The organism is Okeania sp. SIO2F4, from assembly GCF_010672385.1.
Lineage (GTDB): Bacteria > Cyanobacteriota > Cyanobacteriia > Cyanobacteriales > Microcoleaceae > Trichodesmium.
On sequence record NZ_JAAHGT010000151.1, the window covers coordinates 1 to 14,158 of the forward strand.

Annotated in this window: 15 protein-coding genes; 7 read left to right on the forward strand and 8 right to left on the reverse strand. The window is 33.5% G+C overall.

Annotated features, from left to right (window positions below; all coding sequences use genetic code 11):
• Positions 1-174 precede the first annotated feature (174 nt).
• Together dut and F6K22_RS12155 are read left to right on the forward strand one after the other, a co-directional pair.
• The gene (dut, locus tag F6K22_RS12150; RefSeq protein WP_293097610.1) at positions 175-603 is read left to right on the forward strand and encodes a dUTP diphosphatase; all 429 of its coding nucleotides are present in this window, start codon (positions 175-177) and stop codon (positions 601-603) included.
• Positions 600-1,139 carry a deoxycytidylate deaminase gene (locus F6K22_RS12155; RefSeq protein ID WP_293097612.1) on the forward strand — a complete coding sequence of 180 codons (540 nt, stop codon included), beginning with the start codon at positions 600-602 and terminating at the stop codon, positions 1,137-1,139. The genes dut and F6K22_RS12155 overlap by 4 nt, the downstream gene beginning before the upstream one ends.
• 543 nt (positions 1,140-1,682) lie before the next feature.
• On the opposite strand, the gene F6K22_RS12160 is transcribed toward F6K22_RS12155, so the two are convergent.
• Positions 1,683-1,868, reverse strand: coding sequence for a hypothetical protein (locus tag F6K22_RS12160; RefSeq protein WP_293097614.1), 186 nt, complete (start codon positions 1,866-1,868; stop codon positions 1,683-1,685).
• A 505-nt stretch (positions 1,869-2,373) separates the two neighbouring features.
• Between F6K22_RS12160 and F6K22_RS12165 the strand changes: the two genes are divergently transcribed.
• Together F6K22_RS12165 and F6K22_RS12170 are read left to right on the forward strand one after the other, a co-directional pair.
• Positions 2,374-2,835, forward strand: coding sequence for a hypothetical protein (locus F6K22_RS12165; RefSeq protein WP_293097616.1), 462 nt, complete (start codon positions 2,374-2,376; stop codon positions 2,833-2,835).
• A gap of 44 nt (positions 2,836-2,879) precedes the next feature.
• Positions 2,880-3,815, forward strand: a complete 936-nt coding sequence (locus F6K22_RS12170) for a hypothetical protein (RefSeq protein ID WP_293097619.1) — start codon at positions 2,880-2,882, stop codon at positions 3,813-3,815.
• A gap of 24 nt (positions 3,816-3,839) precedes the next feature.
• On the opposite strand, the gene F6K22_RS12175 is transcribed toward F6K22_RS12170, so the two are convergent.
• The 3 genes from F6K22_RS12175 to F6K22_RS12185 form a co-directional block, all read right to left on the reverse strand.
• Positions 3,840-4,109 (reverse strand): hypothetical protein, encoded by a 270-nt coding sequence (locus tag F6K22_RS12175; RefSeq protein ID WP_293097622.1) that lies wholly within the window; start codon positions 4,107-4,109, stop codon positions 3,840-3,842.
• A 285-nt stretch (positions 4,110-4,394) separates the two neighbouring features.
• Positions 4,395-4,541, reverse strand: coding sequence for a hypothetical protein (locus F6K22_RS12180; RefSeq protein ID WP_293097625.1), 147 nt, complete (start codon positions 4,539-4,541; stop codon positions 4,395-4,397).
• 537 nt (positions 4,542-5,078) lie between these two features.
• Positions 5,079-5,615 carry a P-loop NTPase family protein gene (locus F6K22_RS12185; RefSeq protein ID WP_293097628.1) on the reverse strand — a complete coding sequence of 179 codons (537 nt, stop codon included), beginning with the start codon at positions 5,613-5,615 and terminating at the stop codon, positions 5,079-5,081.
• 297 nt (positions 5,616-5,912) lie between these two features.
• Here F6K22_RS12185 and F6K22_RS12190 point away from each other — a divergent pair, with 297 nt between their 5' ends.
• From F6K22_RS12190 to recR, 3 genes are all read left to right on the forward strand, one after another.
• The gene (locus F6K22_RS12190; protein ID WP_293097631.1) at positions 5,913-6,467 is read left to right on the forward strand and encodes an adenylate kinase; all 555 of its coding nucleotides are present in this window, start codon (positions 5,913-5,915) and stop codon (positions 6,465-6,467) included.
• Positions 6,468-6,674: 207 nt separating this feature from the next.
• Positions 6,675-7,391 (forward strand): ribonuclease PH, encoded by a 717-nt coding sequence (rph, locus tag F6K22_RS12195; RefSeq protein WP_293097634.1) that lies wholly within the window; start codon positions 6,675-6,677, stop codon positions 7,389-7,391.
• 160 nt (positions 7,392-7,551) lie between these two features.
• On the forward strand, positions 7,552-8,145 hold the full coding sequence (gene recR, locus F6K22_RS12200) for a recombination mediator RecR (RefSeq protein ID WP_293097649.1): 594 nt from the start codon (positions 7,552-7,554) through the stop codon (positions 8,143-8,145).
• Positions 8,146-9,481: 1,336 nt separating this feature from the next.
• On the opposite strand, the gene F6K22_RS12205 is transcribed toward recR, so the two are convergent.
• The 4 genes from F6K22_RS12205 to F6K22_RS12220 form a co-directional block, all read right to left on the reverse strand.
• The gene (locus F6K22_RS12205) at positions 9,482-9,655 is read right to left on the reverse strand and encodes a hypothetical protein (protein WP_293097637.1); all 174 of its coding nucleotides are present in this window, start codon (positions 9,653-9,655) and stop codon (positions 9,482-9,484) included.
• Between the two features lie 110 nt (positions 9,656-9,765).
• Positions 9,766-12,114, reverse strand: coding sequence for a hypothetical protein (locus tag F6K22_RS12210; RefSeq protein WP_293097640.1), 2,349 nt, complete (start codon positions 12,112-12,114; stop codon positions 9,766-9,768).
• 66 nt (positions 12,115-12,180) lie between these two features.
• The gene (locus F6K22_RS12215; protein WP_293097643.1) at positions 12,181-13,062 is read right to left on the reverse strand and encodes an NACHT domain-containing protein; all 882 of its coding nucleotides are present in this window, start codon (positions 13,060-13,062) and stop codon (positions 12,181-12,183) included.
• Positions 13,063-13,968, reverse strand: a complete 906-nt coding sequence (locus tag F6K22_RS12220) for a hypothetical protein (RefSeq protein WP_293097646.1) — start codon at positions 13,966-13,968, stop codon at positions 13,063-13,065.
• Between the last annotated feature and the right edge of the window lie 190 nt (positions 13,969-14,158).

Sequence of the window (14,158 nt, forward strand, 5' to 3'; positions counted from 1 at the left end):
CCGAAGTGGATTAGCTTTAAAACATCAAGTTAGGGCAATTCTATATTCCCTAGAATAAGGAAATCAGAAAAAATTTAACTCTATAGGTGGAATATTGAGAGATTTTCATCCCCCAAGATTTAGGGTAAGAAACAAAGTTATCTATTCCCTATTCCCTATTCCCTATTCCCTATTATGAAACTGAAAGTTAAAAAGTTAGATGAACTGGCAATTATGCCCTCTTATGCTCATAACCAAGACGCCGGATTAGATTTATTTTCTCTTGATGAATTAACTATTAATCCTGGAGAAAGCACATTAATTCATACAGGTATTTCTATAGAATTACCATCAGGAACAGAAGCACAAATTCGCCCCCGAAGTGGATTAGCTTTAAAACATCAAATTACTGTTTTAAATACTCCCGGAACTATCGATGAAACTTACCGAGGAGAAATAGGAGTAATTCTGATAAATCATGGTAAAAATTCCTTTAAAGTAACTAAAGGAATGAAAATAGCTCAAATGGTTATAGCATCAGTTTTATCTGTTAAGGTAGAAGAAGTCGAGCGATTAAGTACAACTGAAAGAGATATTAGCGGATTTGGTTCAACAGGAATATGACAGAAGAATTATATCAAAGACCGACCTGGGATGAATACTTTTTAATGATAGCTAAACTGGCAGCTACTCGCTCAACTTGTTTAGCTTTTCCAGTGGGAGCGGTAATAGTTAAAGATAGACAAGTTTTAGCAACTGGTTATAATGGTTCTCCTTCTGGTTCTTCACATTGTACAACTCAAGGTTTTTGTTATCCTGAATTAAGTAGTTGTGATGCTAGTAAAGCTTTACCATCCCGTGCTGTTCATGCGGAAGCTAATGCTATTGCTCAAGCTGCAAAACATGGTATTTCTACGAATGGAGCTGTTATTTATGTCACCTTAGAACCTTGTCTTTATTGTTTGAAATTAATTATTTCTGCTGGTATTAAAGAAGTTTTTTATGAGACTACTTTTAATAGTGGGGAAAAGGCAGCTTTAAGAGATATGTTTATCAAAGATGGTTTGGTTACTCTCAAGCAAATTTCTATCTCAGAAACAATTGCTAAAAAAGCAGCAACATCTCTACTTTTTCCTACTTCTGTTCCTAAATATTCTTGAGAATTGAGAATCGAGAATTCAGAATTTGGTATTTGTTAAATAAGGTATAAAATTTGTATCGAAATCAGATTAATAGTCAGCAAAAAACTGTTTTAACTATTGACTACTGTACGGGCGATTCGCGAATCGCCTCTACTAAAAATTAGACAATTATTTACCAATCTCAGAAAACATTTTGCCTTGGAAGGTATTGAGAATTGAGAATCAAGAATTCAGAATTTGGTATTTGTTAAATAAGGTATAAAATTTGTATCGGAATCAGATTAATAGTCAGCAAAAAACTGTTTTATAGCGCTAGGGAATAGGGAATAGGGAATAGGGAATAGGGAATAGTAAACTGTCAAAGGATTTCAGGATTTAGAAATGTCCTAATCTTTGCTTCGACTGCTATAACTACTGACTACTGTACGAGCGATTCGCGAATCGCCCCTACTAAAAATCAGACAATCATTGATTAATAATACTAGAATTTTGTGGTTTTTATCCCGCTACTCCCTTAAAAAGAGAGTGCGGGATTTTTGATTAGGCTGTTAATTCAACAACTTATTTATTCTTCTTTTTCACTACTGGAACAGATACCTCAACTAATTTAGCGATCGCTGTAATTAAAACAGCTATTGCCAAGAGAATATCCACTGGACTATTACCGTTAGGCAAATCAGGTTTTACCTGAATGTTTTCTGTTGGATTAGAAGTCTGCGTAATCACTACTCTTTTGTTGTTCATCATTTTACATTCAATGAATTTTTCTATTTTTATTGTCGCTGGTAATTGTAGGTAGTTGAATTGTTTAGTTATTTCCTAGTAATTGTTTAGTTATTTCCTGGTAATTGTTTTATGTTCAATTTACAAGCGATTAAGTAATTAACTTTAACTATATTAAAATCTCTAAAAAAAGCCGAAAAAGCTACAATAAAATTAGAAATATTTTCAGAAGTAAAACTTGTATAAATAACTCAATTATCTTGCAGTACAATCAACTAATTTTTTACTAAAAATCCTGGAATACTTATTATGTAAAGGTTTTGTTGTGATAGCTTTGTGTTTTGCGATTGTCTTATGGTTGCCTTATGATTGTTTTACGCTCAACTTAGCTTTCCTAGAGTAGTGGCCACAAAATATGAAAAACCATAGTTAAACTTAATAGTGAGCTGCTGCGATTCGTTATAAACTACCAAAAAATAACTTTTGAGCATCCCTTAAGATTGATTTTTATAGAGACCTTTTATGGCTAATGAATGTAAGCAAAGATCAAAAATATTCGAGTAAAAAACGCGCAACTTCTACAGCAAATGATGAGTTAATTGAAAGAGCCAAAAGAGCTATGCTAATATTTGGAATATCTTCGCGAAAAAAACTTCAAGACAGAATCACAGCTAATAGAGAAACTGCAATAGGTCTCAGTACAATAGATAAATTTTTTAATCAAAAGCCTATTAAACTAGATAAATTTAACATTATATGTAAGACACTTAAATTAGTAAACTACGAATCAGCAATACAAGAATTAGCAATACAAGAAGAAGGTAGAAAGCGGGTTTATGCTACAGCAGAAGAAACAGCCAAATTTGCAATTAGTGGTGCGATTGATAGAAAATTGATAGAAGAGTTAAAATCTATTGTTGAAGTTTTGCAAAAATTAACTGGTGACAACTGTTTTTTTCTAATAATAGAAAATATGGAAGAAACACCATAATTAGCTTAGATTAAGGTTACTCTCAAAACGTAATTGGTTTAGCTATGAGCAACACAAGCCAAGATCAAAAATATTCGAGTAAAAAACGGGCAACTGCTACAGCAAAAGATGAATTGCTCGAAAGAGCCAGAAAAGCTATGGTAAGACTTGGAATACCTTCGCAAAAAAAACTTCAAGACAACATCGCAGCTAATACAGAAATTGCAGTAGGTCTCAGTACAATAAGTAAATTTTTTAATCAAAAGCCTATTCTGCTAAGTAGATTTAGTATCATATGTAACACACTTAAATTAGAAAACTATGCATTAGGAATACAAGAAGGAGAAGAGGCAGAAAAAGCAGAAGAAGAAGAACAAAAGGATGAGAGAGAACTTGAAAAATCTGACGATAGAATTAAATATAGAATGATTGGTATTCTAGGAAAAGAAGAGGAAGAAAAAAATCAACGACGAACTACTTTTCAAGAGAATACAACTGTTGATGAAGAGCTTATAAAAAGATTAAAAGGTTTTATTGAATTTGTGCGTAATTATTATACTGGTGATGCTATTGTAATAGATATTATAGTAGGCAGTATTAAATTAATTATAAAAAGTGCTTCTCAATCAGGACTAGAAAAAATAGAAGAACTTTTTCAATCAGGAGAATTAAATAAGAAAATTGCCGAACACAATTTGGATATAACAGTTGAAAATGTCAGTTTTAGGGGTACTAAATTTTTGGGGAAGCCACGAATAGCTGTTACGATTCCTGGGAATTATAATCAAGCTGATATAAATACTTTAAAATCCGAACTTATAGACACTTCAGCCAACAATATAATTAAGCAAATACCACCAGCACAAATGCTTTTACTTTTATTATTATTTTTCTTCTTGGCAATACCTCTTATTGTAGAAGGAATTTTTCCAGTAATCTTTCAAGATACACCTCAAAGTGAAAATAAAAATGATTTATGGTATCAATTGCCTTTTGAATAAATCAGGCTATCGCTAGTATTAGCATCAAATTTTTGGTTGAGTTTCTCGCACTAAGGTTTCACCTTCCCAACTGCCACAAATTTTTTCAAAAAAATCAGGAGACCATTGTCGTTTTTGTTTCACAAAAGGTTCTCGTTCCTGATATTCTGGTTGAGGTTCTCGCACTAAAGGTTCACCAGTCCAAGCTCCTATAACCTCTTCAAAAAATCCCGGTTGCCATCCTTCATATTTCGGCTTAATTTCCACTTCAGTTTTTAAAGCTTGTTCCAAGATTTCTGTGATTTCTTCTTCCAAACTACGATTATTTTTTGCCGCTCAACTTTTTAATTTATCTATTAGATAAGGCTTGAGTTTTTCTCAAATAATCTGAGTCATTTTTCATGACATTTACATCAATAATCAACTTATCTCATAATTCTATTATTTCTACTCAAATTTTTCTACCACTCAACAGCACAATCGGAAAAACGGTTCGCTTTGATAAGATTTATAATTAGGGCTTGCTGATTAAATATCAAAGTATTTACATATAAAGATTTTAGGATTTTTTTTGGGGAAAAAAATTACTCCCCCACTCCCCTACTCCTTAATTTGAGTATGTATCGCACTTTCCGGTGAAATTTCTACTATTTCTCCATGCAAAAGTTCTGTATGTCCGTCAATTAATATTCCGGTATTAATGAGATGATGATATTCTGTAACCGTCCACTTCAATAAAGTTTTCATTTGACAATAACTTTGGTAAGATTTTTTGCTGTTTAAATAACCCAAACTTGAAATGATTTATTATATTTTTTATATTTATTCTACTCTTCCTAGAAATTAAATTTTTCGACTTGAAATTTTCTATTGTTACCTAAAAAGTTTCTTGTGGCATATTTAGTAGCGATCGCCACTCTTTAATTCTTGTGATTTGAATTTTAGTAACTCTCTAAAAATAACCTGAACATTCTTTGACCGAAGTCTAGACAGGGTTTGGAAACCAAACCCCTACGGAATTAAATTAGGGAAAATTTATTAATAATTCCTAGTTTCTTTTGAGTTATCAAAATAATTGGGTTGCTCAACCCCGCCTTTTAAGGCGAAATGTATTTGGAGCGTTACTCTAATCCCCATTAGAAAAACAACTTCTGACTTCTGAGCAAAAAATAAGGTCTCAAGCCTCCCCTTTTAAGGGGATGAAAGAAAGAATCTTCAGTATTTCAAGCCTCTGGGTTCAGCCAGAGGAACTGATAACTGATAACTGATAACTGATAACTGAAATTATGGTCTATGACTGCGACGAATTTCTGTAATTTGGTCTGCTATATTCAGAATTTCTTCCGGTATATTTGGTCCTGTCAAAATTACATCTAAATTAGGAGGGCGCTTTTCTAGAAAATCTAATACCTCAGTCTCAGGAATTAAACCAAAATTAACTGCTAAACTCAGTTCATCAAGAACTACTAACTCATATCTTCCTTCAGCTACTACTGCTTGAGTATAGTGCCACAAATCAAGTAGTGAATTTTTCTGGCTTTCATCTATATCCGAGCTATTAATACAACCAGGAAGACCACAACGAACCCAATTGAGATTTTCCCCTAATTGCATTGGTCGATCGTGTCCCTGGTTAATCCCCCCTTTAAGAAACTGTACAATTAATACAGATGTACCCTGGCCAGCTATCCTCAAAGCTTGAGCCATAACATCAGTAAAGAAATTGCGTTGACCACTTGTGAATACCTGTACCAGACCAGGAACTGAGTATGGTAGATCGCTGGGAACATTTAGAGAAGGGGTTTGTAATTGTGCAACCATTATGAAAATTAAAATTGAGAAATCTATTTTTGGTACTATACTAATTTTTCCAACTACTAAGCTGGACTGAAAGCTTGCCCTAGGACAATGTTCATTTTACAATACAATATATAGTGCTTTTTCCAATTATACGACAAATTTAACACTATATGTATGTCCAAGTTTGAGGGAGTAGGGAAAATGAAGTCAGAAGTCAGAAGTCAGAAGTCAGAAGTTGTTTTTGTAACGGGGATTTTGAGCAACATGGGTTCTATAAAATAGTTAAGTATACATTGTGACTAATCAAGTTGAGGAGTTGTGAGACTAATAATTTTAGGTGGTCCAGGTGCGGGTAAAGGAACTCAAGCAGAATTACTATGTCAGTATCTACAGATTCCTTTGATTTCTATTGGCAATATACTCAGAGAGGCGATCGCTACTCAAACAACATTAGGCCAAGTGGCACAAGCTTATGTGGAAAAGGGAGACTTAGTACCAGACCGGACAATGATTGAGTTTGTGCGTCAACGACTTTTAGAATCTGATGTTACTCAGGGTTGGTTAATGGATGGTTATCCTAGAACAGCTTTTCAAGCAGAGGAACTACATTTTTTACTAGATGATTTGGGGCAAAAATTAGACTGGGCAATTTATTTAAAGGTGTCTGAGGAAGAATCTATGAACAGATGTTTAAAGCGAGGACGTACTGATGATAATCCAGAAATTGTGCAGCGTCGGGTAGATTTATTTTATGAGCGTACTATTCCAATTTTGGAATATTATCAATATCGCCAAAAATTACTTACTATTGATGGGGGAAAAACAGTAACCCAAGTTCAACAAGAAATATTACAGAAACTTAATTCTCAATAATTAAAAATTATCTGTCAATATTCAATTTTTAGATTATCTAAATTTTACCAATTGATAATTAATCTTCAGAGGTTTAAAGTCTTTCCTTTTACAGAGAAAAAAGAAATAAAATTTCTCCACTTGCTTCAATTATTTCGGTTTTAATCACAGGTAATTATTAATTATCAATTATCCATTATCCATTATCCATTATCCATTAAAAATATTATGTCTTGGCAACGTCCTGATGGTAGACAAGCAAACCAATTACGACCTATCAGTTTTGAATTAGATTACACTAAATTTGCCACAAGTTCTGTTTTAACTAAGTGTGGTGAGACAAAGGTACTTTGTACTGTCACTATTCAACCAGGAGTACCAAAATTTTTGGCAGATACAGGTCAGGGTTGGTTAACCGCAGAATATAGAATGTTACCTGGTGCAACTCCCCAACGTCAACAACGAGAATTTATGAAACTATCTGGGAGAACTCAAGAAATTCAAAGGTTGATCGGACGTAGTTTGAGAGCTTCTCTAGATATGAATTTATTAGGGGAACGCACCATAATAGTAGATACTGATGTTTTGCAAGCAGATGCAGGTACTCGCACTACTTCTATTACTGGGGGGTTTGTGGCAGTGGCGAATGCTATTGATAAGTTGTTAGAGCAGGGAGAATTGGAGCGATCGCCTATTTTGCATCAGGTTGCTGCTGTGTCAGTAGGGTTATTGGAGGGGGAACCTTATTTAGATTTGAATTATACTGAAGATGTGGCGGCAGAAATTGATTTTAATGTAGTAATGAACAATAAACCAGCTTTGATTGAAGTTCAGGGAACAGCAGAAGCAGGTAGTTTTAGTCGTACTCAACTGAATCAAATTTTAGATTTAGCAGAAGCAGGTATTAAGGAATTATTTATTGCTCAAAGTCAAGTTATTTCTTAGCATAGGGAATGCTTGGCACGGGAGCAAGATGCTCCTACTGCCGTCTATCTATCAAAAAATAATTATAATGCACCAGCACCCCAAATTCTATATCACTGGAGGTACTGATAACTAATAACTGATAACTGATAACTGATAACTGAATTGGAGGTAGTTCAAAATTTATACTCGACCTTTAGCCCGATTAATTGAACAATTACAACGTTTACCTGGAGTTGGTCCTAAAACAGCACAACGTCTGGCACTACATATTATTAAGCGCCCGGAAGCGGAAGTTCAAGCTTTAGCTCAAGCTTTAGTTGATGCGAGGAAAAAAGTGGGTTTATGTGAGAAATGTTTCCATTTATCGGCTGAACCTATTTGTGAAATTTGTCGAAACCCTCAGCGAGACAAAGAAATTATTTGTGTGGTCTCTGACTCCCGCGATCTAATTGCTTTGGAAAAAACACGAGAATACAAGGGTGAATATCATGTTCTGGGGGGAGTCATTTCGCCGATGGATGGCATCGGGCCGGAACAGTTGACTATTCAACCTTTGGTACGGCGAGTCAGTCAGGGAAATATTCAGGAAGTAATTATTGCTATTAGTCCGAGTGTGGAAGGAGAGACTACTACTTTATATGTCGGTCAGTTGTTGAGACCTTTTACAAAAGTTACCCGTATTGCTTTTGGTTTGCCTATGGGAGGAGATTTAGAATATGCCGATCAGGTAACTTTGGCGCGAGCGTTGGAGGGGCGGCGGGAATTGGAGTAGAAAGTCAGAAGTTAGAAGTTAGAAGTTATAGGTTACTGGTCATACAGCATATTTCGGGCAAATGATGTACAGGATAAATGATGATTTTTTCTATTGCGTATAGAGCAATAGTCGTTTCATTTACTGAAGCTCCCGGAGATGGGTGATGAAATTTTTCCTTCTATTGCGGATAGAGAAATAGTCGTTTCATTTACTAAAGCTCCCGGAGATGGGTGATGAAATTTTTCCTTCTATTGCGGATAGAGAAATAGTCGTTTCATTTACTGAAGCTCCCAGAGATAGGTGATGATTTTTTCCTTCTATTGCGGATAGAGAAATAGTCGTTTCATTTGCTGAAGCTCCAGGAGGTGGGTGATGAAATTTTTCCTTCTATTTATTGCGGATAGAGAAATAGTCATTTCATTTGCTGAAGCTCCCGGAGATGGGTGATATCAAATCCGGTAGTATCGGTATAAAAAAGTAGAGAAACCGGGGAAAGTATCAAATTTCCTACAATAATAACATTGACCTCCCACAAACCCGGTTTCTTGTTTCTCCGATTTCTCGGGAACCGTAGCCAGCGGATTTGATATGATGATTTTTTCCTTCTATTGCGGATAGAGAAATAGTCGTTTCATTTGCTGAAGCTCCCAGAGATGGGTGATGAAATTTTTCCTTCTACTTATTGCGTATAGAGAAATAGTCATTTCATTTGCTGAAGCTCCAGGAGGTGGGTGATGAAATTTTTCCTTCTATTTATTGCGTATAGAGAAATAGTCGTTTCATTTGCTGAAGCTTCCGGAGCCGGGGGATAGATTTTTTCCTTCTCTCGCTCAACTTGGTGAGGAAGCGATCGCCGAGTTTAAAGTAAGGCAAAACTAGACCTTTAAACTTCTAATGAACTGTCAAACTACTTCTAAATTTTGGGCGTTAAGTGTTCTGGTGTTAGAACTTAGGCAAATTGTCAAGTATCAAAGAGCGATCGCTGTCTCAATATTTTGATTTTCCCCATTACGAGAATGGAGATTTCATTAATGGATAATTGATAATTGATAATTGATAATTACCTCTCCCTAAAAGGGAGAGGTAAGACGAATCAGGAAAAGATTTATTTCTCTTGGTCGATTGGATATGGCGAGGTTTCCTCGCCATCCCATCCTAACGGACTGCTTCGCTTTCCGACCGCTTTTTCCCCTTGAAAGGGGAGGCTTAAAAGGTGAATTATCTAATTATTTAATTGTTTAATTATTAATTATTTTGGTAAAGTAATTTCCAGATCAAATCGTTTGAGAAAGTTAAGTAGTTTCCCTTCACTAAACTTTTGAAATTATCCATTCATCAAATGAGATACTTCTGATTAAGAAATACCTATAATTTCACTGATTTTATGCTGTTTAAGATGGCGTTTTTTAAACAAATGTATTACCTGAATAGCCATTTTTCCTCGTGTAAAAATTTCGTCTGCATCGTCGAAACCGAGAACGGCAAATACATGACTACTACTTTCCTCAAAAGTTTGCTTTTGTATCATTTTTGTTTCTCCTTTATTACTGATAGTTAAAATATTTTATCGGTACTTTTATGCAAGACTACAAATTTTTTATTGGATGAAAGTATGATTTTCTAAAATTCATCATAAACTTAACTCTTACCAACAATTTCAAGGTATCGTTCCATTGCTATTCTTAATACTGAGCTACTATAAACAGCAGGTTTCCTCAAAATTTCTTCTATAAATGTACGCCACATCAAATGTTTTTCTGAATCCATTGGAATTTCCTTGAGAAACTTATTCCAAGCTTCTTCTTCTGCTTCTGTTTTTGGATTTTGTAAATTATTCAAAATTAAACTTTGATATTGCTTCTCTTCGAGAGGATAATTTGGAAAAGATAGAAGTGTTATACCGATTAGACGATCTTTCGCATCTTCTTTGTGAAGAAATTCTATTCCTAAATTGAAATCTATACGAACATCTGAGAACAATTCTCTTTTTATTATTCTCCGATGAGATGAATCTCTTATTACTTTTAAAATCAATGCACTACCAACACGAACTGATTTATTACTATAATTCAGAAGTGATGTAAATCGATAAATATATTCTTTATCAGGTTTAATAAAAAGTTTATATATTTCATATATGTCTACTTTGATTAGCTCATATAGTGACAATTTAGTAAATAAATTAGGTGCTGAATCTAATATATCAGCATCATGTTCAAGTAGCTTTAGAAATAAATTTATACCTAAACTAGCAGGAGGAAAAGAGTAAGATTCAGAATACTTATCAAGAAATAATTCAAGAATTTGACGTGCATAGTTTATAGCTTCTAAAGAATATGACCAAGTAACTATAAATATTACTCCTAAATCAATATATGGCTTTTCTCTATTTTGTATTGCTTGTTCAACAATAGCCAAAATTTTTCGTAGCTGATCTGAAGAATATTCAAGTTGAAAGTCAACAGATAATAAGCAGGTTGTATATGCTCTTACTAATTCATATAATTGAACTCCTATTTTTCTAGCAGTAGAAATTAGTTGAGGAAAAAACTCATCTAATCCTACTGATGTTAGTAAGGCAATAACAAATCGTTGTTTTTCTTCATCATCAGCTTTGTCTAAAAATTCTTTAACTCCTTTATCTATTTCTTCAGCAATAGATATTTGAGTATAACCATCCAAATAATCTAAAAAATCAGTGAATATATCTTGTTGATTAGTATTTCTCTTGATAGCTAAAATTAAGAGAGGCCAAGAATATTCTAGACCTAAAATAGACCATAATCTATCAAAATAGTCTGGTAAAGGTGAATTATCTTGAAGAAAATTTCTAAATAACTCTATACTTTGTTTCTCTGGCTGATTAAATAACCAAAAAAACATCCAAAGGGTTAGTTTTACTGGTAAAATCAAATCATCATTTTTTAATAGTCCAGTAACGCTATCTATTGTTTCACTAGAAATCTCTGAAATATATGAAGTTTTCCTTGATTTGATTAATATATCTTTATAGGATTCAACATCAATTTTAATTTTGTAAAAAGGTTCCCTTGGTCTATAGTCATTTATTTTTGGCAAAACTTTTGACAAGAAAATCAATTGATCTGCTAATACTTGAGGTTCTCTAAGTTCCCAGTTTGGTTCTTCAAAGGCAAGTGAATAATATTCCCAGTTTCCTTCTTTAAAGGCAAGTGAATAATATTCCCAGTTTACTTCCTCTAAGTCCCAAGTTCGTTCTTCTAAGTGATGAAAATAATATTCCCAAATTTCAATAATTACCTCTGCAAGTTTTTCAGATTTACTTTGAGAAAGTGGCAAGTATCTTAAGAGTTCATTGTAGTTATCTGTAGACAAAAATCGAATTACTATATCTTTACTATCTATCCAGTACGACCAATAATTTTCTAAACGTTTTGCTATCCATGGAGAGTCAGATATATACGATAAAGCAATATTAAAAGCAGATAAAATTAGGCTCTTTTTTTTACTCTCAAAAAGCGCATCTATTTTTTCTTTAAGAAAATTTTCTTGTGGAAAATATTCGCCATAAATACGCAAGGCATTTTCCGAGCAATTCTCTGGAAAATTTATACCGTTAAATTTAGCTTCTAAAACTTTCCGTAAAAGATCATTTTTATCTGCTTGAGATAGCTGCTCTGTATAAGAAATTAGCTGAGACATTTGCTCATCTGTAAGTCCTGTATCTAAAACTTCTAAACCGTAATCAATTAAATCATATTGGAAATTACGATATTGAGATTTACTTAGAGAACCATCTGCTACTACCTCTAAAGCAAACCAAGCACCAGGTCTTAAAAAATGATTTTGATTGTGATTTTTATCTTCTACAGGTCTGTCTAACGGACGACAAACTTGTGTCAATATTTTCTCAGAGTCTTCTCCTAATTCTCTAACAATTCTACCTGCTAAAAATAAACAGACATATCGCCAATGTTCTGAATCTTTTGCGGAAAGTTTTTCCTTCAAATTTTCAAATCTATCCCCATTTTTGAATAAATAGACAGCAGCAAAAAACTCTTGAAAAGACCTAAGTTAAAAACCAAATAATCCTGGTTGTGGTTCCACAATCAAAACTAATCTATCTTTAGCATCAGTGACAAATTTATCAACTTTATTATTAATATCTTTATCCGATGAAAATCGGTCATTTTTTCGCAAAACCTTTTCAATTGCTGCCCTAAATTCATTTTCCGGTAAAAGAGAATGAACATTAATATCAGAATTATCAACAGTATTAGAAGAAGCACGATAATGTAACAAATAACCCAAGTAAGAATGAACATTAAGAAGAATTTGGTCATCACTCTTAATTAAGTCTTTGTCTTTACTTTTTTCTCGCTTTAGTATAGTTCTCCAATACTCATCAAATAAAGTTTCTCTTTCCCCTGGAGGTCTGCCGCCATTTTTAATAATCAGTAAAATAATAGTTACTTGCAAGGGAGTTGTTAACAATCTAGAAATTCTCTCATCGTCCTCACATTCCTTGAGAATATCAAGTATTCTTGTTTGTTCTCCATCATGAATATCTCTAGTTTTCACCCATTTTTGAGCATATTCTGTTCTCTGTTCCTTTTCCAGTGGCAATATTTCTAAATGAGGAAATCTTTCAGGATTGAACTGTTGTTTATACATATTAGGACGAGAAGTTATTACTACTTTTAAATAAACTTTTATATCAACTTTTATATCTTCTGCCCAGTCTAAAAAAGTATAAATTTTTTCTACCATTTGCTGTTGTAAACGAGCATCTGAAATTTCATCTAATCCATCTAAAATCAAGAGGCATTCTTTCTTTTCAAAAATATCTTGTACCTTAGCAGCGGATATTTCTTCTAGTCTATTTGTAATTTTACCCATTTCTGTAGCTAGGTAATTTTCCAAACTAGAAGATTCATTTCTATCTCTATTCGACAATCATTGAGCAAAATATTTTAAGACTACTCGAAAGGGAATGCGTTTAACTTCTATCTTTTCAGTAAATTCATATTCTCTATTTAGATATTTAGCTCTATGTACTTGAGCTAGTTGTTGCCCTAAAGTAGATTTACCTTGACCCGGACCGCCAATAATTACGACTTTGTTGTACTTTTTTTCTTCCTTTGTGAAATATTCCATAGCTGGAACATGATTTTTGTTTCTAAATAAATCATCTTCAACTGTGACTCTTCTCCTAGCTTCAGTAGCTACTTTATCCCACGGTTTAAGAGAAATATCGATAAATACTCGTCCGAGATTAGTACCCTTTTCACCTGTTTCTGGTTCACCTGCTTGATCTAATTCTGCAAATTTATCTTTACTAAATGATTTGGAAAGATAAGTTCTAATATTTTTTTCCAGATTAGGATCTAATTCTCTATTAATTTGTTGTTTTTGATTACTATAATTATGTTTTTCAGTTTGGCTTTGCTTTTGCTGTTTCCGATTTTTCCAGACTAGCTCTAATTGTGTTAGATTTTCTTGCTTTTTATGACAATGCCAAAGAGCGAATGTCAAACTTCTAATACCTTTACTTTTTTCACTATCTGGACTACTTTCTGTCACAATTTCTAATTCTTTTAGGCGGTCTATAGTATTCTGAATCTCATTCTTTTGTTTATTAGCTTCTGAACTATATCTAGATGATATTTCTGGATTTAATAGACAAGCAAGCTCTTTTAATTTTGTTGTTATTTTTAGTTTAGGGCGATCGCTATTTCTATCTATCCACTCAGTTGATAATTTGTCACGCTCATCATTGATCTGACTGTAACTTATTAGAAATTCGATTAATTTTTTTGCTCGTTTGAGGGGAACATCTCCCCAGTTGCCTGTTCTTGCCATAGATTTTATCGAATTAGTCAATTATTTAAAGCTTGGGTGGTTTGGGTTAGTTTTTATTTACCCCAAACTTAAATTCCTAATAATTTTAAGGAGTTGAAAAAAGGTTTGGGTTACTCCCAAGCTATCCTTAAGCTGAATACTTTATTGTAAGAGATTTATAGGTAAATTATTGCACCCCTTGCCTTGGGGA